The organism is Paramaledivibacter caminithermalis DSM 15212, from assembly GCF_900142245.1.
Classification (GTDB): domain Bacteria; phylum Bacillota; class Clostridia; order Peptostreptococcales; family Caminicellaceae; genus Paramaledivibacter; species Paramaledivibacter caminithermalis.
Window position 1 is genome coordinate 1 of sequence record NZ_FRAG01000038.1, and the last position, 22,883, is coordinate 22,883.

Here is a 22,883-nt window from a genome sequence, read left to right on the forward strand (position 1 = left end):
AAAAGTTTGTTAAGAATCCATTTGTGGAAGGTGAAAGGATATATAAAACAGGAGATTTAGCAAGATGGTTGCCCGATGGTACTATAGAGTTTTTAGGTAGAATAGACAACCAAGTGAAGATAAGGGGATTTAGAATAGAGCTTGGAGAGATAGAAGCAAGATTAGAAAAACATGAAAAAATTAAAGAAGCAGTTGTAATAGCAAAAGAAGATGAAAATAAAAACAAATACCTATGTGGTTATATAGTATCAGATGAAGATATTCCAATGAAGGAACTTAGAGCTTTTCTATCGCAAGAGCTACCAGAATATATGATACCTACATATTTTGTGAAGATGGATAAGTTTCCTCTTAATCTAAATGGTAAGGTAGATAAAAATGTCTTATATGCTATTAAAGAAGAATTTTCAATGGGAAGATACATTGCACCAAAGACAGAACTGGAGAAAAAGCTAATAAACATAATAGAGGATATATTAGGTATTAATGATTTAAGTATGAATGATAATTTTTTCAATAGAGGAGGAAATTCGATTTTAATGGTTCAGCTTATTTCAGAGCTTGAAAATGAATTTGGAGAAGCACCATCTGTGGTTACTATTATGAGGGCTAAGACAATTTTAGAATTGGCTGAAAAACTTGAAATGGAAATCTCACAGGAGGTAGTAGTATGATGAAAAAAAACAATACTACTAAAGTTAATTATAAATATCATTGTAAAAGAAAAGTTATTAAATTCAAAAAAAATTTAGATGCAGATAAAAAGTTTTTTTGGATTCATAATGGTGCGGGAAGATTGGAAGCTTACTTTTTGCTAAGTGAATTAATACGCAATGATTTTGATGTATATGGAGTTGCACTTAGTACAGAAATAGGATTTGTTCCTAAAAAAATAACTATACAAAATATTGCTAAAAAATATATTGAAGAAATTAAAAGGCTACAGCCAAGGGGTCCATATTATATAGCTGGATGGTGTTTAGGGGGAAATATTGCCTTTGAAATGGCAGCTCAGCTTGAACAGGCAGGCGAGGAAATAGGATTTTGTGGGTTATTTAATACCCACCCTCCTAAATACTTTTCTCAAATACACCCTAAAGATTTTTCAATGGAATCAGAAATAGACTATGTTTGTAAATTTATAACCAATGGGAAGCTACGAGAAAAATTAATTAATTGTAATGAAGTTCATCAATTTTGGGATATTATAAAAAATGAATTAAAAGATGATGATTTTAATAAAGAACTTTTCATAGAGATGGATAATTGGGGACTGACTCATAATATTCCAAATGTAGAAAAAGCTTCACTATATGATATGTTTTATGGAATTAACATAATAAGGACGCTTCATGATGCTAGAGTTTTCTATACTCCTGAATATAAACTAAAATCATCTGTTTATATGTTTAATGCTAAGAAAGAACCAATTGAACGTATAAGTGATTGGAACAAATATTGTTATAACCTATCCATTTGTGAGGTTGAAGGAGATCATTTTTCCATGTTTGATGAAAGAAATGTGGACTTACTTTCGATTAAGCTGAACCAATTATTATAAAAAAAGTAATAAATAAATATTTAAATATATATATATATTTAGCTGTAGGTTTATAAAGCTACAGATATATTTGTAAGCAAAGTAAAAATATAAAAATATAGGGGGATTATTATTATGATAACTGTTGGAATAGATATTGGTTCATTATCTACAAAATCTGCTATATTAAATGATAAAAAGGAAATACTTGCCTATGATGTAGTTTTTACTGGTGGAAATAATAGGCAGTCAGCGGAGATAACCTTTAATAATGTTTTAAAAAAAGCTGGCTTGAATAAGAGTGAGATAGATTTAGTTGTGACAACAGGATATGGCAGGGAAAATGTACCTTTTTCAGATAAACATGTATCAGAGATTACTTGCCATGCAAAAGGAATTCATTTATTAAAACCTCATATAAGAACTATACTTGATATAGGAGGACAAGATAGTAAAGCAATATTGATTGATAAAGACGGTAACGTAATAAATTTTATGATGAATGATAAATGTGCAGCAGGTTGTGGTAGATTTCTCGAGATAATTTCAAAAGCATTGAATGTGAAACTTGAGGATTTGGGGGATATATCTATGCAAGCTACATCAGCAGCTAGAATTAGCAGTATGTGTACAGTATTTGCAGAAACGGAAGTAGTTTCGTTAGTTGCAGTGGGAACACCTATTCCTAATATTGTAAAAGGTGTACATGAATCAATAGTTTCAAGGGCTACATCATTACTGAAAACAGTAGGAATTACAGAACCTGTTGCAATGAGTGGAGGGGTAGCTAAAAATAAGGGAATAATAAAATCCCTAGAAGATATGCTCAATATGACAGTAGAAGTAACTGATTATCCACAGGTTATGGGAGCTATTGGAGCTGCTTTTATAGGACAGCTAATTGGGAAATAAGTTTGCATATTATATCAAAAGGAGCTATGAAAATGAGAGATATATTAGAGAGTATAGTAAATATGAATGAAGATAGGATAAATTCTTTGAAGCGTATTAATAAACCTAGGATGGGTTGGATTTCTATATATACACCTGAAGAAATTTTATATGCAGCAGGTATTACTACTTTTAGAATAACTGGGGAAAGAGGCATAAACACTACTGATGCAAATGCTCTTTTAAGTAATAATTATTGTTCTTATGTGCTTAGCTGTCTAAGTGAAGGTATTGATGGAGTTTATGATTTTGCTGAAGGAGTTATATTTGTTGATGCTTGTGATATGAGGAAGAGATTATATGAGGCGTGGACGAGAAATTTAAAATTAAATTATAGTTTTTTCATTGAACTGCCTAGAGATATAAATAAACTATCAAGGGAATATTATAAACTGCAACTTCATAATTTAAGAAAATCCCTTGAAACCCATTTTGACTTAAAAATTAGTGAAGAAAATTTAAGTGATGCCATAAAAACATTTAATAAATCACGCAAACTATTGCAGCAAATGTATGAATTGAGGAAATCAGATTTTCCTTTAATTTCAGGAAATGATGCCATAAATATAGTTAAGGCAAGCACATGTGGTTTAAGAGAAGAATTTAATGAGAAGATGGATATTTTGCTAAAAAAAATAGAAGATGCTCAAATAAGAACAGGTAAATTAAAAAAACACAGGGTTATGATGTGTGGCAGTTATTTTGATAACAGTGACATAATAGATGTTATCGAAAAAACAGGAGCAATTTTAGTATGTGAAGACATAAGTAATGGAATAAAATATTTTGAAGGGCAGATAAATGAAAATAATGAGCCTATAGATGCTATTGCCGATTATTATCTTGATAAAGCAACCTGTGCCAGAATGCTCGATATAAATAAGAGATTTGAACATTTATATAAATTAATTCAAGAGTATAATGTTGATTCAGTTATATATTTTTCTTTAAAGTTTTGTGATACAAATTTGATGGATTATCCTATTATACGAAAAAAATTAAATGAAAAGGGTATACCAGTTCTATTTATAGAAGGGGAGCAGCATATGACTAATATTGAGAGCATAAAGACAAGAATACAAACTTTCCTTGAAACAAGGATGTATTGAAGGTGATAGTTATGGCTAAAAGTAACATAAAAAATGATATTAGACTAGAGCAATATAAAAACATGTTAAATGTTATAAATAGGCATAATCACATACAAGAAGAAGTATCGAATACTTTAAAGGCAACTAGAATGAGATCAATAATTAATTCCTATAGATTGGTAGAAGCATACAAAGCTGATTCAAAGGTTGCCTATGTAGGAGAGCAATTTCCTACAGAAATTGTATATGCTTTTAATATGCAGGCTTGGAATATAGAGTCAATGGCAATATTATTTGCTCAAAGTGTTAATATAGAAGATTTCTTTCAGCTTTCAGAAGAAAATTTTTTATCTAGGGATATATGTTCATTTTTAAGAGCACCTTTTGCAACAATGCATGCCAATTGTTATCCAAGACCAAATATTGTTTTATCTAATGATCAACCTTGTGATTGTCTTGCAAAGCTTGGATATATTGCAAGTCAATTATATAATAGTCCCTATTTTTCATTAAATACTCCTAATGAAATAAATGGGGAGAGCATTAATTATCTTGTTGCTCAAATTAATAAAATGATATTAAAAATAGAAAAAGAATTAAGTTGTAGTTTCGATGAAAATAATTTTAAGAAAATAGTTGAATACTCAAATGAAGCAAAAGAATATTATTGTAAAACTACCGAGATTCTTAAAAAATCGTATGTGCCTAGAGTATCAAGGGAACTATTAGAAATATTTGGATTAAATGCCTTTGGTTTAAAAGAAACAGTGAGTTTATGCAAGGTGCTTTATGAGGAAGCATTAGAAATAAGTCAAAAGCAAAATACAAAGAAAAAAAGAGTCTTATGGATGGGTCAAGCGCCTGAGGGTTTCCATGAGATAATCAAATATTTAGAAAGAGAATTGGATATAATTTTTTCAGCAATTTTATGGGACGGAACTTTAATGAGTTTAGATATTGAGAATCCAATACATAGTATTGCTAAACGTGCAATATTATTTCATTGGCATTCTGATAGGATGAAAGAGAATACGGCTATGGTATGTGATGAATTTGGAATTGAAGCAATAATAATAGCAAATGTTTGGGGATGCAGGAATATGCTAGGTATTAGATCAGTAATAAAAGAGGTAGCAGAAGAAAAAAATTTAAAGTATTTAACTATTAATTTAGATGTAATGGATAGAAATAATTATGCCTTTAATCAGGTAAAAAATAGATTGGATGCATTTTTAGAAATAATTTAGATTTAAAAAGCAATAAAAAAATAAAATTAATTATATTATAAGGGGATAGATATGATTAGATATAAAATTACAGATAAAGACCGTGAAACTCAATATCAAAATATGCTTCGAGCTACTGATAATTATAATGCTGAGAATATAAATCAAGTTGGTAATTTAAAAGCATCCAAAATAAGATCTTTAGTCAATGCTTATATAATTATGGAAACATATAAAAATAAATCAAAAGTGGCATATGCTGGAGAGCAATTCCCAAATGAAATATTGTTTCCATTTGATATAAGACCTTTAAACATAGAGTCTATGGCTGCATTTTTTGCTCGTTCAGATGCTATCGAAAAATTTCTTAAAGTAACAGAGGAAAACAATCTTGCTAGAGATATTTGTACCAATATAAGAAGTTCTTTTGGGATAGCTTTAGCTAATTGTTATCCAACACCAGATATAATAATGGTAAATAACCATCCATGTGATTGCTTAGCTAAGCTTGCATACATAATGGCAGATTTTTATGATAAACCATATTTAGCATTAGATGTACCCAATTATTTAAATGATGATTCAATATCTTATTTAGTTAAGCAATTTAAAAGCATAATGAAAGATATAGAAAGACTTACAAATATAAAATATAATGAAGAAAAATTCACAAAGGTTATAGATTACTCCAATCAAGCGAAAGAATATTTTATAAATACGGTCAAACTAACAGAAAAATACAGGCTTCCTGAAATATCAAGAGAATTATATGAAATATTTGCAACTAATCCTTGGGGTTTGAAAGAAGCAGTAGATATATGTAAAACACTCTATGAAGAAGCATTTGAATTAAGCAAAAAATTAGATAGTAATGAAAAATGGAAAAAAGTACTGTGGGTTGGACAATTGCCTAACCATACCTTTGAAATAATAGAATATTTAGAAAAACATGTAGAGATTATTTATTGGGGTGCTCTTATGGACAGTAATATGTACTTATTAGACAAGGAAGAACCCTTTAAAAGTCTTGCAATAAGGTCTATTTTATATATGTGGAATACAGATAGATTTAAAAAGAGCATAACAGATGTATATAATAGGTTTAAGATGGATGGGATTATTATTATTAATGCTTGGGGATGTAGGAATTTGCAAGGCTTAAGTCAAATGCTTAGAGTATTTGCAACGGAAAACAACATTAAATATCTTACTATAGATGCAGATTATATGGATAGAAATAACTATGCCTTTTCTCATGTAAAAAATAGAATTGATGCATTTTTAGAAATAATCTAATTAAATATTAGGTTATGAAGCTGTATAATTAGATTTTGTTGACATTTAAGCACAATATGCTAGTTGTATATATTGTATAATAGCATATTGTGCTTAAAAGAATTTAAGTAATTATTAAAGATATACAGTTTGCATGTGAATTTTATTAGTTGCTATCGACTATAATAAAAAACCAGAAACAATTGGAGGTTATAGAATGAATGAAGATATTAGAAATGAAGAACAAGTATCATTACAAAAAATTTTAAAAATTACATACCCAATAATACTTTCCATGTTTTCTTTAAATTTAATGGTCTTTGTTGATCGTGCATTTGTTGCAAAATATAGTCTTACTCAATTTGCAGCTGCAATGCCAGCTGGAAATATAGCTTCAGCAATTTCAAGTATTTTTATTGGAGTTATTGGATTCACAGCTACCTTGATAGCACAGTATTATGGTGCAGATAAAAAAGATGATTGTTCTTCGTCAATGTGGCAAGGTGTATATTTAAGTGTTGTGTTTTCTTTATTAATAATATTAATATCACCTGTAATATCAAATATATTTCAATTAATGGGGCATGAAAGTCACCTTATAGAGTTTGAAAAGCAATATTTTTATTTAATTATATTCTCAAGCTGTGTCCAATTGTTTATAACAGCCTTTTCAAGCTTGTATAGAGGTATTGGAGAAACCAAAATAACAATGTATGTTGGAGTTGTTTCCAATGTACTCAATATGATTTTAGACTGGATTTTTATATTTGGAAAGTTTGGATTTCCAGAAATGGGAGGAATTGTAGGTGCGGGTTCAGCTACAATTACAAGTTCCATAGTTAGTTGTATAATATATATTATACTTTTGAAAAGAAAAAAAATATCTAACCAATATGAAGTTTTTGCCAATAAAAAACTAGACAAGAACTTGATAAAAAAATTAGCGAGATTTGGTTTTCCAGCAGGAATACAAACCTTTGTAGGAACTGCATATTTCAGCTTGTTATTACTTATAATTGGTAAAACAGGTGAATTTAATCTAACTTGTTCAAATATTGCATTTACAATAGAAGGTATATCAATTTTCCCTATATGGGGGCTTGGTATGGCAATGAGTATTATTGTAGGGCAAGAAAGAGGAGCAGGAAGAATAAATAATATTGCAAAAGCATTGAAAAAAGGACTAATGATAGGGCTTTGTTTTAATTTATTAATAATTATTGTGTATAATTTATTCCCCAAACATTTAATTTTAATTTTTAATAGTGGAGGAGATAAAGAAAAATTTGAGGCTATAGTAAATTATACAACTATTTTAATAAGGGTAACTTCTATTTGGATAGTATTTGATACTATGCAAATAGTAATAAGTAATGTTTTACGTGCTGTAGGGGATACAATGTTTATGATGATTATATTTACTATAATGCCTTTTTTGTTCTATATAGTTTTACCTTATATATTTGTTGTGGTATTAAATCTTTCTTTAATGTGGATATGGATAGTATTGTTAGTATATACATTACTAATGCTATCTATTGTTTCTATTAGATTTATTAGTGGTAAATGGAAAAAAATTAGTGTAATATAATATAAAAATTAGGGTGATTCAATGAATATCATAGTGTGTATAAAGCAGGTTTTGGATACAGATGAAATACAGTTAAATCCTGATACAAATACAATAGTTAGAGAAAATGTAAAGGCAATAATTAATCCATTTGATACTTATGCATTGGAAGAAGGATTAAGAATAAAGGAAAATATAGGAATAGGAAAGGTAATAGCATTAAGTATGGGAATACCATCGGTTACAGAAATATTAAGGGAAGCTATAGGTATGGGAGTAGATGATGCAATACTATTAAGTGATACAATCTTTGCAGGTTCAGATACGCTTGCAACAGCTTATATACTTTCAATGGGTATAAAAAAAATAGGGAAATATGACTTGATTATATGTGGAAAGCAAGCTATTGATGGAGATACAGCACAAGTGGGTCCCAGCTTAGCAGAAAAGTTAGGTATTCCCCACGTTACAAATGTAAAAAAAATAGAAGAAATCAATAAGGAGTTTATAAGATGTCAAAGGTTAACTGAGAATGGATATGATGTGCTTGAAATAGAGCTTCCAGCACTTATCACAGTCGTAAAGGATATAAATGAGCCAAGGATGCTGTCGCTAAAGGGAGCAATAAAAGCTAAGAAAGCTTTTATTGAAGTTTGGAATGCTGAGGATGTAGAAGTAGATAGAAAGCGGTGTGGGCTTACTGGTTCACCTACTAAAGTTGTAAAAACCTATACTCCTGTTTATAACATACAAAGTGAATTTATTAAAGGTGAGCCATATGATCAGGCAAAAAAGCTTGTAGATAAACTGTTTAGCTATAATAAACTTAAAATTATTAAATAATTCATTATAAATTAATAATAGATATGAGGGAATAGAAGATGAATGATATAAATATATTATTAGACAGATGTAATAATTGTGGCTTATGTATGAAAATTTGCTCTTATGGAGCAGTAGAATTTTTAAATAAAAAAGTAATAATTAATAATAACTGTTGTAAATGTGGTATTTGTATAGCTGCATGTCCTTGTAGTGCAATTAATTTTATTAGAGATAAACAACCTATACTAAGTGAAAATGAAACTCATAAAGGTATTTGGGTTTTTTGCGAACAAACATATGGAAAAGCAAAAAGAGTTTCTTATGAACTTCTTGGTGAAGGGAGAAGACTTGCAGATATTCTTCAAGTTAACCTTAGTGCAGTAATCATTGGAAATAATATAGGAGATGAAGCTAGAAAACTCATTGCATATGGAGCAGATATTGTATATAAATGTGAAGCTGAAATTTTAGAAAATTTTAATGACGAAATTTACATTGATACATTGACAAATTTAATTGAAATATATAAGCCAGAAATCGTTCTTTTTGGAGCTACTGTCTACAGTCGTTCTATTGCACCGAGAATAGCATCAAGACTTAACACAGGACTTACAGCAGACTGTACAAAGCTAGAAATAAATTCTGACAATAGAGTTCTTTTGCAAACAAGACCAGCTTTTGGGGGAAACCTTATGGCTACTATTATTTGTGAAAAGAAGAGACCACAAATGGCTACAGTAAGACCTATGGTTATGAAAGCCCTTACTCCTAATTATTCAAGAAAGGGAAAAATTATAGCCCATACTCCAATAATTTCAGAAAAATTGAGTACAAAAGTAATAAAAAGGGTAAAGCATTTAAGTAGTATAAAAAATATATCTGATGCAGAAATAATAGTTGCTGTTGGTAGAGGAATTGGAGAGGCTAAGAATATAAAAATGATTGAAGATTTGGCACAGCTTTTAGGGGCATCTGTAGGAGCTTCGAGAGCGGTTGTAGACGCTGGATGGCTGGAATATGATCAACAGATAGGACAGACTGGAAAAACTGTAAGACCTAAAATATATTTTGCTTGTGGGATTTCAGGAGCTATACAACATCTAGCTGGAATGAGTTCTTCTGAGATGATAATAGCCATTAATAAGGATTCAGAAGCGCCAATATTTAAGTTATCTACGTATGGTATAGTAGGAGATATTATGCAGGTTATACCTGCATTAATAGAAGAGTTAAAAACACGAATAGCTGATAAGAATTTAAACATAAAAAATCGATTTAAGAAATATTAGAAATTAATTATACTATATGAGATGGGGGAAATATATGAGACATGTCTTAGAATGTACGGGTTATGAGGTATTAACAAGACAAATCGTTAGGGGAGAGGGCAGTTATATTTATGACATTAATGGTAAATGCTATGTGGATTTTGAAGCAGGGGTTTGGTGTACTTCGTTAGGACATAACCAATATGATGTTAATCAAGCAATAATAACACAATTAGGTAAAATATCCCATGTAGGTTATCGCTATCCTAATAATATTGTTGAAGAAACTGCTCAAAAAGTATTAGAAACTTTAGATATGCTTGATGGCAAATGTGTTTTTTTAAATTCAGGAAGCGAAGCAGTAGAGCTTGGAGTGCAGATGGCAAGAGAACTTAGCCCAAAACCACTTCTTTTAACTTTTTCTGATACATATTTAAGTGCATATGGATCATCTGGTAAAAAATTAAGTGAAGAATGGTATTTGTTTGATTGGAGTCCGTGTAAAACATGCACTAAGGTAAATAAGTGTGATATTAATTGCGAACTTATAAAAAATATTCCCTTTGAAATTCTTGGTGGATTTGTATTTGAGCCTGGGAATTCATCAGGGCTAATAAAATTACCTCCAAAGCAATTGGTAAAAACATTAGAGAAGTTGATAAAACAAAATAATGGAATTATTGTAGTAGATGAAGTAACAACAGGTGTAGGACGTACTGGCAAATGGTATGGATATATGCATTATAATATAACTCCAGATATTATAGCTATAGGTAAAGGAATCGGAAATGGATATCCTGTCAGCATTGTAGCAATAAAGCAAAATATTGATGAAGCTTTAGGAAAAACTGATTTTCATTATGCCCAATCACATCAAAATGATGCGTTAGGTTGTGCTGTAGTTAAGGAAGTAATAAAGGTTATTGGACAAGAAAATTTAGTTATAAGAAGTAAAGAATTAGGTAAATGGTTTTTGAAAGAACTTGAAAAGCTTGTAAGCAAGTATGGAATTATAAAAGAAGTACGGGGCAGAGGGTTGATGCTAGGAATTGAATTTAAAGAAAGCATAGATCAGGATTGGTTAAAAGAACTAAATCAAAAGCTATTTATCAGAGGCTATATGATAGGATATAAGAAAGCTGCAAATTTATTCAGATTTTATCCTGCTTTAAATATAAAAAAGAAGGATATAGAAATGATGCTAGAAAATTTAGACGAAGCAATACTAAAAATGCTATAGAGATAAATTAAGTGAATTACATATTTAGATTTTTTAGTTAATCAATCGCATTAAAATATCGTATCTAGATTGTTGAATATAATTTAGAATATGCTATCTTATCTATTTATGAAAATTTATTTTTCTATATAAAGGAATAATAATATGATTGAGATTTATGCAACTAAAATTAATGATATAATTGAAAAATCAAAATATAAAAAGCTATTATCATATCTGTCTGAGGAAAGAATAAAAAAGATTAATAGATTAGTACGCTTAAACGATAAATACAGATCTCTTTTAGGAGAGATTTTAGTTAGACAGATTATTATTAATAAATTTAATATGTTAAATTCTGATATAAAGATAGTAACTAATAATTATGGAAAACCATATTTGTATACTATTAATAATTTTGAGTTTAATATTTCTCATTCAGGAGATTGGGTTGTATGTGCTATAGATGAGAGTCCTATTGGTATTGATATAGAAAAAATACAATCAATAAATTATCTTGATATAGTAGAGCGTTTTTTTACAAAAAATGAATGTAGATTTCTTAATAGTAAAAATGAATATGAAAAATTAGGATATTTTTTTGAATTATGGACATTGAAGGAAAGCTATATAAAAGCAGTTGGTAAAGGGCTATCAATACCACTGAACTCTTTTGAAATAAGTGTTATTGGAGATAATATAGAAGTAATAGGGACGAATAACAAGCGTTATTTTAAAATGTACAACATTGATTACTGCTATAAATTATCAGTATGTTCAAAAAATAAAGCTTTCCCTAAAAAAATTGTCTTTAAATCATTTAGTGAAATTTTTAATGACCGATATCTGCTTGAGAGGAAAAACTTATAATCCTTGAGAAAATTGCATAATAATTTAAAAAAATTTTGGGGGTACGAGAGAGTCAAGAAAATTATCTACATATTGTATTAAAAGTTATTAGTTTTAATTATGCAAGTTTATTATTTTTAGAAGTTTGTTTCATAATTATACATTATTATTTTGTATATCTGTCAGCATAGGAAGAAGCAGCATAGGAATCGGGTTTAATTTTTGTTTCTACGTCCATATTTGAAAATCTTCCAAGCATTTCATTAACTAAGTCCCTTGTTGCACCTTTTCTTCCTATATCAATATGAGCTTCGATGGTAAAATCTGACCCTTTGTCTAAATATGGGATTAAGATATCGAGTATTTCAGATATGCGTTTGTAATCAAATAAAAAAAGCAGTTCTTGAGTTAATGATGTTTCAATTGAAATCTTCTCTCTAAGACTGCTTATTCTTCTTGGAACTATATATTCTTTGATACATCCCCATGCACCTTTACCAATACCATCTTGTCCAATGCGATGAAGATGGATTGCAGATATGAAACGGGTTAAAGCTTTTACATGGGAATCAGTGCCTATAGCTAATTTGTAAAGAGCATTAGGATCCTGCTTAATAAAATATAAAATATTATTAAAGACTTCTTCAAAAGACATATGTTTGTTAGTTGAGTTTGAAAAAATCATGTTATTCAAATAATATAAATTTTTATTAATCATAATTTGAACCTCCTAATTATAATAAGTAAAGCCACCAAACTATCTTCTATTTACTGTGACCCTATATTGATTTTTATATCTTTAAGTATATATTTTGAAAGGGCGATTATATGAATCTATCCAGAGAATTAAATATATCTAAAATTTTAGCTGTAAAAGCTGGAGAAGCCATAATGAAAATCTATACTGATTCCTTTGATATAGAATATAAAGAAGATGAATCTCCAATAACTGTTGCTGACAAAAGATCAAATCAAATAATAATAGATGGACTTAGCAGCGAATTTCCAGATTACTCGATACTCTCTGAAGAATGTCAAGATGATTTGTCAAGACTAAATAACGATAGGTGCTTTATAGTAGATCCCCTAGATGGAACTAAGGAATTCATAAAGAAAAATGGAGAATTTACTGTAAATATTGCTCTAGCTTATAAAAATAGAGTAGTTTTAGGAGTTATATATTTACCAGCAACAAAGGAATTATATTATGCAGCAAAGGGTTTGGGTGCATACTATCAAACAAAATTAAATGTGCAAAAAATATCTGTTTCAGATAGAATAGAAAATATTAGAGTTATGATGAGTAGATCCCATGCTACAGATAAATTAAAAGACTTAATTAAGCGTAATAGCTATAAAATATCCCATGTTAAGATTGCAGGCAGTTCCTTAAAGGGTTGCCTAATAGCAAAGGGAGAAGCTGAAATATATTATCGTTATAGTTTAACTAAAGAATGGGATACTGCTGCAATGCAATGTATAGTTGAAGAAGCTGGTGGTATATTTAAGCAAATTGATGATACTGATATGCTTTACAATAGAGAAAATTCATTAAATGATAAAGGATTTTATATACTAAATAAAATGGAAAACAGACTCATATAAATTTAATATTTTTTATCTTTGAGAATTAATATATCTTTGATTTCCCTTATTTTTTCTAGTATCTATCAATTGCTGAATTTTTCTTATATAGTTTTCATTGTTACTTATTCTTATATGGCTTTTAAGTAAATACTCATTTCGAGTCTTTGGGAATCTATTATACAATACGTTATTTTTAATAGTCTTTGCAACTATTTTGCTTTTAATATGGGTGTGAGCCTTATCAAAACCATATTTGTTGACTTTTGTAACATTTATTACCAAAAAACCACTACCTGAAGGTTTGATTATGACATTATCCATATATAAGTATACCTTCTTTCATTGTGAAGTTTTTTAATAATCCTTCTATATAATATAGTATTTTAAATTAATATGAACAGTTACTAAATTTAGTAGGAAATTGCAAAGAAACTTTACTTATAATTTAATACAATATATGCTATAAATATATGAAAGTTTTATTATAATTTGATTAAATTAACCTATAGTGCTAGTTTCTATCACGAGAGTTTTAATATTTCCTTTTCCTTCATGTAATAAACCTGTTTTTTTATATAATTTTGAGGGTAAAAACAGGTTTATTAAAATCACTCAAATGAAATATTAAAACTCTTTAAGGTATTTTACGGACAAAAAATTTAATTCGTTTCATGCAAAATTATTTTCACGATTCATACATTGCATTGACATTAGACTGGCTATGATGTAATATTATACTATAATGGAATATTTCTCCGAATTTTTTATCCTGTAGAGTTATAAGCTTATGGATAGGAAATCGATAGGGTATAATTGGAAACGGTTATGCCTCCCAGTGTGGAAAGGAGAATATAAAGCTATAGCTTTATACTTTTGTTAGAAGCAAAAATACAACTTCTTTCCTCAATGGATAAGAGTTGTATTTTTTTATCTGCAAAGGAGGGGGAGCCATAAAGAATATAAAGCTAGTCGTTGGACTTATGATTGTTTGTTTATTATCATCTTGTGGCACCAAGATAGATAAAGAAGTCCAAGAAGTGATAAAGGAAGATTGCACAGTAGAAAGACTAAAAAAATACGAAAATGAAAGTATTTACAGAATTTATCATGTAACCGATAGTGAAAATAATAAGATTATTCAATTAATTGAGCAAAACGGGTTTGTAGATAAAATTAAAATGATGGTAGTAATAGACTGTAAAGAAGATGAAATAGAACAGATTAAGATTTTAGAACATAACGAATCCCATGATTATGGTGATTTGTTAACAGAAGAATGGTTTTTGGAAAGATTTAAAGGAAAAACTGCAACTATTCCACTAAGGGTTGTGAAGATGTCAGCTAAAGAGGAAAATCAAATAGTAGCAATAACTGGAGCAACCATTACCAGTGAAGCTGTTGCAAAGGGAGCAAATCTTTGTATGAATAATTATCAGAAAATAAAGGGGGAATAGTAGATGAATACACTTATAAAGAAAATGGGTTTGGTAGTCCTTATTTTTTTATTAGTATTTACTGCTGCATGCACCAATAAACCTGAAGAAACCACTGTAGGTAATGAAACAAAGGATGTGAAAAAGATTGTAGAAATAACCATCAAGGGCTTAAAGGATGGAAAGCAGACAATAAGCCTTGAAAAAATAAAGAGCTTTAAGCCTATAACAAAGGAAATGGAATCTATATCCTCAAGCGGTGAGATTAAAAAGAAAAAGGTAAAGGGTACATCGCTTGAAGATATATTAAAGCTCTATGAAGTATCACAAAAGAATTTTAGTGGAATTCGTTTCATTGCTGGAGATAGTTATTCTATAGTAGTGCCTAAAGAAATATTAGATAAAAGAGAAATTTTGTTGGCATATGAAGTTAATGATAAACCTTTAGATGAAAAAGCTTTACCGCTAATGTCTGCTATACCTGATGAAAGATCTATGTACTGGGTTAAGAATCTTGTTGAAATTGAGCTACTTGAGGAGGAACAAAGCTCAATCAATAGGATAGAATTTATAGAGACTGCTGTTTCAGACCTGCAGCAGGAGGACTATACATACTATGAAAACGTAGATAAGGCTGTAAAAACAAGGGAGCTGCTTAAAGGATTAAATGAAGACTCAGATAAAAACGGAGTATATTTAAAAGCTGTAGATGGATTAGAAAAGGAAGAAGCTATAGATGTGTTTAAATCAGGATATATAAAAATAACAGGAAAAGATATTCCACTATTTTTATCACCTGACCTACCAAAGGGGATGCATGTGAAGAATATTTTATACTTTAGATGTGGAGATACTGCATACTTTTCATTGAAGCAATCTTTAGAAGCCTTTGAAAAGAAATTGGTAGAAGATAATGAAGGAGTTCCATTAAAGAGCTTTTTTAAAGAAGTGGGGCTTGTAAACGGAGATAAGTATTTATGTACAGCTCAAGATGGATATGAGGTAGAGATATCTGCAGATGATATAGAAAAAGGATTGATATATCCAAGGGCAAAAGGCGGATATGCTCTAATGTTTGAAGGAATGTCTAAAAATACTAAAATAAAAGGCATCCATAAAATAGAAGTTGTAAAATAATATATAAAATTTAAGACAGGGGGACTTAAGATGAAAATAAAAAGATTTATAGGTTTTATTTTAACTTTAGCTTTGGTATTAACTGCCTTTGTAGGTTGCGGTGGAGAACAAAAGGCATCGGCAGATAAAGTTAAGTGGACTATAAACATAGAGGGAATAAAGGATGAAGCCATAAGCTTTACAAATATAGATGGTGAAAAGGTTGGTTTAAAAGAAATTAAAGCTATAATGAAGAAAAAAGATGGAAGCGAAACGGAACAGACTTGGAAGGGATACGGACTTAAGGAGGTATTGGACTATTTAAAGGCAGAAGAATACAGTGCAGTTGTTGTTGAAGCGGGAGATGGGTATAGTAAAGAGTTACCAAAGGATTTAGTAATGAGTGAAGAAACTATTCTAGGTGTAATAAAAGATGGAGAAGCCTTAGAAGATGACAACAAAGTTCAGTTAGTTGTTAATGGAAAAGGCTCCAATTGGTGGATAAAGGGAGTAGCTAAAATAAAATTACTTAAATAATAGAAGGGAGAAAAGCACTATGAATAGATTTCTTAGTAAATTCTCCATGTTCGAACTCATCATAATTGCTATGATGGCAGCTTTAGGCATAGCAACAAAGCCAGTGGTTGTACCACTGGCTCATATTATAACAGGGCCCCTATATATACCTGGAGGAGCAATAGCTGGAGGATTTTATATGATGTGGATAGTGCTTGGAGCTGGGCTTGTAGGAAAAAGGGGTACAGCAACATTGATTGCCTTTGTTCAAGCTATAATGATAATAGTTACAGGGGTCTATGGCACCCATGGGGTACTAAGCGTGGCAACCTATACCTTACCAGGTTTCATGGTCGATATATTACTATTAGTTATGAGAAGTAAAGGAAACAGCCTATCAGATTGCTTTTTAGCAGGAATAACTGCCAATATGAGTGGAACATTTTTATCAAATCTAGTATTTTTTAGACTTCCACTTATCCCATTAATACTTTCTCTAAGCAGTGCTGCTTTATCAGGCGGGCTTGGAGGTGTAATTGCATTTAATATTATTAAGAGATTTAGAAAGCTTAACCTAATGGGAATAGAAGGACAAGGAGATGGGGCTTGTGAATAGAAATAAAGGAAAATCTATAATTTCAGGTTCTAAAGTAATACTTATAATTATTGGAGCAGCTTTTTTGATAATAGGAGCCCTTATTGGAAGAATGTCAATACCTAGCTCAGAAGAGGTATCTACATATATACCAGAGCTTAAAATAGTAGGAGATGTAAATGAACTAGTATCCATTCATGATTTTAAATCAACTAAAGAAGAAAATAGTTTTATTGCTCTTCAGGAGCTGGTAGATACAGCAAAGCCTGTTACCAAAAACTATGATGTTCTTTTAGTGGGAGAAGATGGATTATTTGCACAGATAGAGAGTAAAAACATAGACGACTGTAAAATAAGATTCTCCCATGAAAATGGATGGCAAGCTGTAACCCAGAAGCATCCTATAAACAGTAAGATAAAAAGAATAAAGGAAATAGTAGTAGTATCTAAAGAGAATACATGGGACTATGGTTTTAATGTTATAAGCTCTAAAGAAAACATTTTAAATATAACACCGGGTCAATTCTATCTTAAGGAACTTGTTCTCTACCCTTATTTTGATGGAAAATCTACTAAAACTGAAGATGGCAGAAAATATAATGTAGAGCTTTATAAGCATAAAAAACTTTTACCTATAAAAAGCATTGTAAAATCAAATCAAGAGCGTCTCTTGATGATGGGGAAAAATGGGGTATATGAAATTATCGACAATAAAGGGTATCTTGAAGTAATGAATAATAGAATTAACTACATTAACCCAGAGAAAAGAAAGCAAATTCATGAAATACAGGGAATAATGACAGAAATCCCATCTGATACTATAATGAATACCTATTATGATGCATTGCATTATATTGAAAACGATGAAAGGGTTTTGATACTTTTTCTAGATGGTTTCGGATATCATCAATATGAATATGCATTATCAAAGGGCTATATACCATTTATGGGAGGTCTAGATAACCCCAAAATGGCAGCAAGTGTATATAAACCCGTTACCAATGCAGGCTTTGCTGCCATGATTACTGGACAGCCACCAAATATCAATGGAGTATATGATAGGAAGTATAAGGATTTAAAAACCGAGTCTATATTTGGCAAAATGCAGAAAATGGGAAAAGAAGCAGTGCTTGTGGAAGGGGACATAAAGATATTAAATACTGAAATTCAACCGATTTTAAATATAGATAAAAATAAAAATGGAACAAGAGACGATGAAATATTTGAGTCAGCATTAAAGGCAATAAAGAATGAGCCAGATTTGGCATTGGTACATTTCCACAGCATAGACGACATGGGGCATGAAAAGGGAGATTTTGCTAAGGAAACCATGGAGACTTTAAAGACCATAGATGGATATGTTAAGGAGCTTTGTAACAAATGGGATGGCAAGATAATGATAGTGTCAGACCATGGAATACATTCTACAGCTGAAGGTGGTACCCATGGAGTATTTAGATATGAAGATTTAATTGTACCCTACTTTGTGTTTGAAGGAGCTGATAAATAATGAATAAGAAAATAGCCTTTATTATTATAGTATTGGTTGTAATAGTTGGAGTTACAGCATATTTAAATCTGAAAACCGTAGAAACAAAAAAGGAATTACAGGAAAATGCTGAGTTTGTTATTAAGGAAAATGGTAAGGAAATAGCTAAGCTGAATATGAAGGAAATAAGAACACTTGGTGAAACAGAATTTAGTGCAAACTTAAAGACAAATGGAAAGCAGCCTATACCCTACACTTATACGGGAGTTCCCCTTAAAAATTTATTTAAGAAATATAATGTAAGTCTAGAGAATAGATCAGCTGTGATAGTTACTGCCATCGATGGATACACTGTAGCAGTAGATATTGCTAAGGTATTGGAGGATGACAATGTTTATCTGGCTTATATGAGGGAAGGTCAGGCCCTTGGCAATAGAGAAAATGGTGGTAAAGGACCATATCAGATGATTATAAGCAAGGATAAATTTAGTCAGTATTGGTGCAAATTTGCTGTGGAGGCAGATATTCAGTGATACCAGCTATTGAAATAGACAATCTTTATTTCAAGTATAATGGACAAAAGGACTATATACTTAAAGGAATAAATCTTAGTGTTAAGCAGGGGGAAATACTAGCTATAGTAGGACTCAGCGGAAATGGGAAAAGTACATTATGCTATACATTGAATGGAATCATACCCAATACTTTCAAGGGAGACTTTCATGGAAGTGTAAAAATCCTTGGAAATAATGTAAAGGATACAGATAGAGCAGAGCTTGCAACAATAGTGGGCGTGGTTTTTCAAGACCCAGATACTCAATTATTTTCTCCTACTGTTGAAGACGAGATCGCCTTTGGCCCAGAGAATCTTTGTGTCTCAAGGGAAGAAATTGGACAAAGGATTGAAGAAGTATTAAAGCTTATTGATATGGAAAGATATAGGTACGAAAATCCCAATAATCTGTCGGGGGGAGAAAAGCAGCTTATTGCCCTTGGAGCTGTGTTAAGCTTAGAACCAGATATTTTAGTTTTTGATGAGGCTATGGCACAAATAGATGAAAAGGGAAAGGGAAAAATAAAAAATGTAATAAAAAAATTAAAGGAAGATGGAAAAACAATAGTTATGATAGAACATGATTTTAACAATCTAGACATAGTGGATAGAATAGTTCTATTAAAGGATGGGAAAATACAGGAGTTTAAAGGAGAACTGTAGTAAATGACTTACATAGAGGCAAAAAATATAGATTTTGCATATCCAAAAAGAAAAAAAGTTATTAACGACATTTCCTTAAAAATATATAAAAAAGATATTACTACTATAATTGGTCATAATGGAGGAGGAAAGACGACTCTGGGAAAGCTTTTGGCAGGTATATTAAAGCCCATTGATGGAGATGTATTCATTTGTGGTAACAATACCAAGGATATGAGCTTAGGGCAGGTAGGTAAAAAAATAGGATATTTATTTCAAAATCCAAGTCGTCAGATTTTCACAACAAATGTATGTGAAGAACTTTTATTTCTAAGTAAGCTTGGAGGAAAAGAATCAACTGAAGGCTATGGGGAGATGGAAAGATTATTAAATTTTTTTGAACTCTGGGAAAAAAAGGACGAGTTTACTTTTAACTTAAGCTACGGAGAAAAGCAAAGATTGGCACTTGCTGCAATATTAATGAACAAACCTGAGTTTCTGATATTGGATGAACCTACAACGGGGCTGGATAAGCTTAGAAAGACTAGGCTTTCAAGGTATTTGACAAGGCTTGAGGAAGAAGGTGTGGGAATGATAATTATTAGCCATGATTTAGATTTTGTTAAAGCACATGCTTCAAGAAGAATTGAAATAGCTAGAGGTGAAATAATCAATGATACAAGATAAATCATTGGATCCTAGAACAAAGCTTATTATTGTTATATCTATATCTTCATTGTCGGTCTTTATACAAGACCTGAGATATTTGATAATTATACTTGCTATAGCTATATTAGTCAGTAAGATATTGGGCAGTGAAATTTTCACGGTATTAAAAAAATTAAGAAGGATGCTTGGAGTATTTATTGCTATGATTATTGTTCAAAGCCTCTTTATAAAAGGGGGAAACCCTTTAATCATGATAGGTAAATTTACCTTGCTTACGGATATTGGTATCTTTAGAGCATCGGAATTTCTTCTTCGAATATCAATTATCCTCGTATCTGCAACGATACTTATGACTTCCACATCCAGAGAAATTCTTCAAGGGCTTGTGGAGTGGAAAATACCCTATGAAATAGCCTTTATGGTATCGGTAGCCATACGCTTTTTACCCTTATTAGGGGAGGAGCTTCAAGATACCCTTACAGCAATCCAGCTTAGGGGAATAGATATGGATAAACTATCTATTAAAGAAAAGATAAAGCTTTATTCACATATATTTACTCCAGTGGTGGCTGGAGCCATTGTGAAATCCCAAAGGCTTTCAATAGCCATGGAATGTAGAGGCTTTAGGGCATATAATAAAAGAACCAGCTATATTAAATTAAAGATGAATACAAAGGACTATTTAATATCAACGGCTAGCATAATAACTTCTATATTTATAGCTTACATTTATTTAACTTGACTGATTGTGTTTCCTATGGCGGGAGTTTTAATATTTCCACATAGGATTTAAATTTGAAAGAAATATAGAAGAAAAAAGGGGGATAAGTACGTGAAAGTATTTTCAGTATTTGGATATACGGGATCTGGCAAGACAACAACTATAGAAAATATAATAAAGGAATTAAAGAAAAGAAGATATTCAGTTGGTTCAGTAAAAGAAATTCATTATGAAGATTTTGCTATTGATACAGTAGGAACTAACACCCATAGACATAAAATGGCTGGATCAGAACTTGTAACAGCCAGAGGATATTATGAAACCGACATTCTTTTTCCAGAAAAAATATCCATGGAAAAACTTCTAAGCTTTTATGATCAGGATTATGTAGTGTTAGAAGGAGTTACAGATTATAATCTACCCAAAATTTTATCGGCAAAAAACATTGAAGAAATAGAAGAAAGGATAGATGAAAGTGTATTTGCCATATCAGGCAGGATTTCAAATGAAATTGATTCATATAAGGGTATTCCCGTTATAAATAGTATGGACAATATAGATAAATTAGTTGATATGATTGAAGAAAAGGTATTTGATAAACTCCCAGATTTTGATGCAAATTGTTGTACAGCATGTGGTTATGATTGTAGAACTCTGGGTATAAAGATATTAAAAGGAGAAGCAAAACGTGGGGACTGTATTCTTTCACAAAGCAAAGTAAGACTATTTATTGACGACAGAAAAATAGACATGGTACCCTTTGTACAAAAAATTCTTTATAATGCCATACATGGTGTAGTTAGTGAACTTGAAGGCTATAAAAAAGATGCAAAAATCAAAATAGAAATAGGGAATGAAGATGAATAAAAAAATTGATATTATTTTACAAAAACATATTGATTCTTATTCAGTAAAGAAAAAATTCTATAGTAAAAAAAATGAAGTATATCTCATAGATGTAGAAAAGTCAGATGGGCAAAATATGCTATGTATATTTAAGAAATACATTGAATGTACAGGTAATAAGTCTAAAGAAACCTTTTTATTAAAGATATTAAGGGAAAATGGACTCAGTGTTCCTAGAATATATTTCGAGGGCGTTGATTATGTATTATTGGAATATTTAGCAGGAGATACATTATTAGATACAATAATTAATTTAGAAAAAAATCAAGGGGAAAGCTTTGATTATGAAAGGAACTATATCGTACTATTTAATGTATTTAAATGGTTACAGAGTTTACATAGGATCACAAAGGATACCATGGGCAGAGGTTACATTTTTGGAGATATGAATTTTAGAAACTTTATTATCAACGATGAAGTCTATGGCATTGATTTAGAAGATTGTAACTGCAGGGGATATAAAGAACAAGACGGTGGAAGATTTTGTGCATTTTTATTGACATATGCGCCCATCTTTACTAAGTGGAAGCTTTTAGCAACAAAACAGTCTGTTGAAATTATGACTGAGGAGTTTGGGTATGATATACACCTGCTCAAAAATGAAATAGAAAAAGAACTTAGTGAGATAAATAAAAGAAGAGGTATTAAGATACCATATGATGTTATTGAAAAAATTTTATATTAATGAATATCGCTGCTCCATTATGCTAGAGAAATATTTGGAGCAGCGATATTTTTTTGCCAGCCATAGCAACTCAACTTATTTGTGGTTTAGCCATGAACAAATGCAAAATGATATAAAAAGACAAAATTAGACAAATTTCTGGGAAGGAAATTTGGAG

25 protein-coding genes and 1 riboswitch are annotated in these 22,883 nt (G+C 30.6%); of the genes, 23 read left to right on the forward strand and 2 right to left on the reverse strand.

The genetic code is table 11. The annotated features are described in order from the left end of the window. The 11 genes from BUB36_RS13040 to BUB36_RS13090 form a co-directional block, all read left to right on the forward strand. Positions 1-674: non-ribosomal peptide synthetase (locus tag BUB36_RS13040; protein WP_131821273.1), on the forward strand; the 674-nt coding region annotated here is incomplete at its 5' end. Continuing rightward, entirely contained in the window at positions 671-1,561 is an 891-nt protein-coding gene (locus tag BUB36_RS13045; protein WP_073151016.1) for a thioesterase domain-containing protein, read from the forward strand. The genes BUB36_RS13040 and BUB36_RS13045, both read left to right, overlap by 4 nt. Positions 1,562-1,675: 114 nt before the next feature. After that, positions 1,676-2,452, forward strand: coding sequence for an acyl-CoA dehydratase activase (locus BUB36_RS13050; protein WP_073151019.1), 777 nt, complete (start codon positions 1,676-1,678; stop codon positions 2,450-2,452). A gap of 32 nt (positions 2,453-2,484) precedes the next feature. Next, on the forward strand, positions 2,485-3,600 hold the full coding sequence (locus BUB36_RS13055; protein WP_073151022.1) for a 2-hydroxyacyl-CoA dehydratase subunit D: 1,116 nt from the start codon (positions 2,485-2,487) through the stop codon (positions 3,598-3,600). Positions 3,601-3,611: 11 nt separating this feature from the next. Further along, complete coding sequence (locus BUB36_RS13060; RefSeq protein WP_073151110.1) at positions 3,612-4,829, forward strand: 2-hydroxyacyl-CoA dehydratase family protein; 1,218 nt, start codon at positions 3,612-3,614, stop codon at positions 4,827-4,829. Between the two features lie 51 nt (positions 4,830-4,880). Next, positions 4,881-6,104 (forward strand): 2-hydroxyacyl-CoA dehydratase family protein, encoded by a 1,224-nt coding sequence (locus BUB36_RS13065; RefSeq protein ID WP_073151025.1) that lies wholly within the window; start codon positions 4,881-4,883, stop codon positions 6,102-6,104. A gap of 196 nt (positions 6,105-6,300) precedes the next feature. After that, positions 6,301-7,674, forward strand: a complete 1,374-nt coding sequence (locus tag BUB36_RS13070; protein WP_073151027.1) for an MATE family efflux transporter — start codon at positions 6,301-6,303, stop codon at positions 7,672-7,674. 21 nt (positions 7,675-7,695) lie between these two features. Beyond that, positions 7,696-8,496 (forward strand): electron transfer flavoprotein subunit beta/FixA family protein, encoded by an 801-nt coding sequence (locus tag BUB36_RS13075; protein WP_073151030.1) that lies wholly within the window; start codon positions 7,696-7,698, stop codon positions 8,494-8,496. A 38-nt stretch (positions 8,497-8,534) separates the two neighbouring features. Further along, entirely contained in the window at positions 8,535-9,767 is a 1,233-nt protein-coding gene (locus BUB36_RS13080; RefSeq protein WP_073151033.1) for an electron transfer flavoprotein subunit alpha, read from the forward strand. Between the two features lie 34 nt (positions 9,768-9,801). Beyond that, positions 9,802-10,986, forward strand: a complete 1,185-nt coding sequence (locus BUB36_RS13085; protein ID WP_073151036.1) for a class-III pyridoxal-phosphate-dependent aminotransferase — start codon at positions 9,802-9,804, stop codon at positions 10,984-10,986. A gap of 144 nt (positions 10,987-11,130) precedes the next feature. After that, complete coding sequence (locus tag BUB36_RS13090; protein WP_084112036.1) at positions 11,131-11,835, forward strand: 4'-phosphopantetheinyl transferase family protein; 705 nt, start codon at positions 11,131-11,133, stop codon at positions 11,833-11,835. A gap of 145 nt (positions 11,836-11,980) precedes the next feature. On the opposite strand, the gene BUB36_RS13095 is transcribed toward BUB36_RS13090, so the two are convergent. Next, positions 11,981-12,532: a ribonuclease H-like YkuK family protein gene (locus BUB36_RS13095; RefSeq protein WP_073151039.1), complete on the reverse strand. Its 552-nt coding sequence runs from the start codon at positions 12,530-12,532 to the stop codon at positions 11,981-11,983. A gap of 110 nt (positions 12,533-12,642) precedes the next feature. Between BUB36_RS13095 and cysQ the strand changes: the two genes are divergently transcribed. Then, positions 12,643-13,419 (forward strand): 3'(2'),5'-bisphosphate nucleotidase CysQ, encoded by a 777-nt coding sequence (gene cysQ, locus BUB36_RS13100; RefSeq protein WP_073151042.1) that lies wholly within the window; start codon positions 12,643-12,645, stop codon positions 13,417-13,419. A 12-nt stretch (positions 13,420-13,431) separates the two neighbouring features. On the opposite strand, the gene BUB36_RS13105 is transcribed toward cysQ, so the two are convergent. Then, on the reverse strand, positions 13,432-13,722 hold the full coding sequence (locus tag BUB36_RS13105; protein WP_084112037.1) for a hypothetical protein: 291 nt from the start codon (positions 13,720-13,722) through the stop codon (positions 13,432-13,434). Positions 13,723-14,142: 420 nt separating this feature from the next. Next, positions 14,143-14,265, forward strand: a riboswitch (molybdenum cofactor riboswitch). Between the two features lie 116 nt (positions 14,266-14,381). On the opposite strand from BUB36_RS13105, the gene BUB36_RS13110 reads away from it, so the two are divergent. The 11 genes from BUB36_RS13110 (at position 14,382) to BUB36_RS13160 (ending at position 22,726) form a co-directional block, all read left to right on the forward strand. Beyond that, positions 14,382-14,855: an FMN-binding protein gene (locus BUB36_RS13110; RefSeq protein WP_073151044.1), complete on the forward strand. Its 474-nt coding sequence runs from the start codon at positions 14,382-14,384 to the stop codon at positions 14,853-14,855. 3 nt (positions 14,856-14,858) lie between these two features. Then, positions 14,859-15,971 carry a molybdopterin-dependent oxidoreductase gene (locus tag BUB36_RS13115; protein ID WP_073151048.1) on the forward strand — a complete coding sequence of 371 codons (1,113 nt, stop codon included), beginning with the start codon at positions 14,859-14,861 and terminating at the stop codon, positions 15,969-15,971. A 30-nt stretch (positions 15,972-16,001) separates the two neighbouring features. Beyond that, on the forward strand, positions 16,002-16,487 hold the full coding sequence (locus BUB36_RS13120; protein ID WP_073151051.1) for a molybdopterin-dependent oxidoreductase: 486 nt from the start codon (positions 16,002-16,004) through the stop codon (positions 16,485-16,487). Positions 16,488-16,506: 19 nt separating this feature from the next. Then, entirely contained in the window at positions 16,507-17,082 is a 576-nt protein-coding gene (locus BUB36_RS13125; protein ID WP_073151054.1) for an ECF transporter S component, read from the forward strand. Next, a complete protein-coding gene (locus BUB36_RS13130) occupies positions 17,075-18,571 on the forward strand; it encodes an alkaline phosphatase family protein (RefSeq protein WP_073151058.1) in 1,497 nt (498 codons plus the stop codon). The genes BUB36_RS13125 and BUB36_RS13130 overlap by 8 nt, the downstream gene beginning before the upstream one ends. Beyond that, complete coding sequence (locus BUB36_RS13135) at positions 18,571-19,083, forward strand: molybdopterin-dependent oxidoreductase (protein ID WP_073151061.1); 513 nt, start codon at positions 18,571-18,573, stop codon at positions 19,081-19,083. The genes BUB36_RS13130 and BUB36_RS13135 overlap by 1 nt, the downstream gene beginning before the upstream one ends. Continuing rightward, a complete protein-coding gene (locus tag BUB36_RS13140; protein ID WP_242655831.1) occupies positions 19,080-19,766 on the forward strand; it encodes an energy-coupling factor ABC transporter ATP-binding protein in 687 nt (228 codons plus the stop codon). Before BUB36_RS13135 ends, BUB36_RS13140 begins: the two co-directional genes overlap by 4 nt. Positions 19,767-19,769: 3 nt before the next feature. Next, positions 19,770-20,432: an energy-coupling factor ABC transporter ATP-binding protein gene (locus BUB36_RS13145; RefSeq protein WP_073151067.1), complete on the forward strand. Its 663-nt coding sequence runs from the start codon at positions 19,770-19,772 to the stop codon at positions 20,430-20,432. Further along, positions 20,419-21,156 (forward strand): energy-coupling factor transporter transmembrane component T family protein, encoded by a 738-nt coding sequence (locus tag BUB36_RS13150; protein WP_073151070.1) that lies wholly within the window; start codon positions 20,419-20,421, stop codon positions 21,154-21,156. The genes BUB36_RS13145 and BUB36_RS13150 overlap by 14 nt, the downstream gene beginning before the upstream one ends. 90 nt (positions 21,157-21,246) lie before the next feature. Further along, positions 21,247-22,002 carry a molybdopterin-guanine dinucleotide biosynthesis protein B gene (gene mobB, locus BUB36_RS13155; RefSeq protein WP_073151073.1) on the forward strand — a complete coding sequence of 252 codons (756 nt, stop codon included), beginning with the start codon at positions 21,247-21,249 and terminating at the stop codon, positions 22,000-22,002. After that, on the forward strand, positions 21,995-22,726 hold the full coding sequence (locus BUB36_RS13160; protein ID WP_073151076.1) for a BUD32 family EKC/KEOPS complex subunit: 732 nt from the start codon (positions 21,995-21,997) through the stop codon (positions 22,724-22,726). Before mobB ends, BUB36_RS13160 begins: the two co-directional genes overlap by 8 nt. Positions 22,727-22,883 lie beyond the last annotated feature (157 nt).

Excerpts from the sequence above, each read along its gene's own strand:
- BUB36_RS13120 (WP_073151051.1), top strand. The coding sequence starts at position 16,002 with ATGAAAATAAAAAGATTTATAGGTTTTATTTTAACTTTAGCTTTGGTA.
- BUB36_RS13135 (WP_073151061.1), top strand. The coding sequence starts at position 18,571 with ATGAATAAGAAAATAGCCTTTATTATTATAGTATTGGTTGTAATAGTT.
- BUB36_RS13150 (WP_073151070.1), top strand. The coding sequence starts at position 20,419 with ATGATACAAGATAAATCATTGGATCCTAGAACAAAGCTTATTATTGTT.
- BUB36_RS13090 (WP_084112036.1), top strand. The coding sequence starts at position 11,131 with ATGATTGAGATTTATGCAACTAAAATTAATGATATAATTGAAAAATCA.
- BUB36_RS13050 (WP_073151019.1), top strand. The coding sequence starts at position 1,676 with ATGATAACTGTTGGAATAGATATTGGTTCATTATCTACAAAATCTGCT.
- BUB36_RS13160 (WP_073151076.1), top strand. The coding sequence starts at position 21,995 with ATGAATAAAAAAATTGATATTATTTTACAAAAACATATTGATTCTTAT.
- BUB36_RS13070 (WP_073151027.1), top strand. The coding sequence starts at position 6,301 with ATGAATGAAGATATTAGAAATGAAGAACAAGTATCATTACAAAAAATT.
- BUB36_RS13105 (WP_084112037.1), bottom strand. The coding sequence starts at position 13,722 with ATGGATAATGTCATAATCAAACCTTCAGGTAGTGGTTTTTTGGTAATA.
- BUB36_RS13055 (WP_073151022.1), top strand. The coding sequence starts at position 2,485 with ATGAGAGATATATTAGAGAGTATAGTAAATATGAATGAAGATAGGATA.
- cysQ (WP_073151042.1), top strand. The coding sequence starts at position 12,643 with ATGAATCTATCCAGAGAATTAAATATATCTAAAATTTTAGCTGTAAAA.
- BUB36_RS13060 (WP_073151110.1), top strand. The coding sequence starts at position 3,612 with ATGGCTAAAAGTAACATAAAAAATGATATTAGACTAGAGCAATATAAA.
- BUB36_RS13085 (WP_073151036.1), top strand. The coding sequence starts at position 9,802 with ATGAGACATGTCTTAGAATGTACGGGTTATGAGGTATTAACAAGACAA.
- BUB36_RS13125 (WP_073151054.1), top strand. The coding sequence starts at position 16,507 with ATGAATAGATTTCTTAGTAAATTCTCCATGTTCGAACTCATCATAATT.
- BUB36_RS13080 (WP_073151033.1), top strand. The coding sequence starts at position 8,535 with ATGAATGATATAAATATATTATTAGACAGATGTAATAATTGTGGCTTA.
- BUB36_RS13065 (WP_073151025.1), top strand. The coding sequence starts at position 4,881 with ATGATTAGATATAAAATTACAGATAAAGACCGTGAAACTCAATATCAA.
- BUB36_RS13045 (WP_073151016.1), top strand. The coding sequence starts at position 671 with ATGATGAAAAAAAACAATACTACTAAAGTTAATTATAAATATCATTGT.
- BUB36_RS13095 (WP_073151039.1), bottom strand. The coding sequence starts at position 12,532 with ATGATTAATAAAAATTTATATTATTTGAATAACATGATTTTTTCAAAC.
- BUB36_RS13110 (WP_073151044.1), top strand. The coding sequence starts at position 14,382 with ATGATTGTTTGTTTATTATCATCTTGTGGCACCAAGATAGATAAAGAA.
- BUB36_RS13115 (WP_073151048.1), top strand. The coding sequence starts at position 14,859 with ATGAATACACTTATAAAGAAAATGGGTTTGGTAGTCCTTATTTTTTTA.
- BUB36_RS13075 (WP_073151030.1), top strand. The coding sequence starts at position 7,696 with ATGAATATCATAGTGTGTATAAAGCAGGTTTTGGATACAGATGAAATA.
- BUB36_RS13145 (WP_073151067.1), top strand. The coding sequence starts at position 19,770 with ATGACTTACATAGAGGCAAAAAATATAGATTTTGCATATCCAAAAAGA.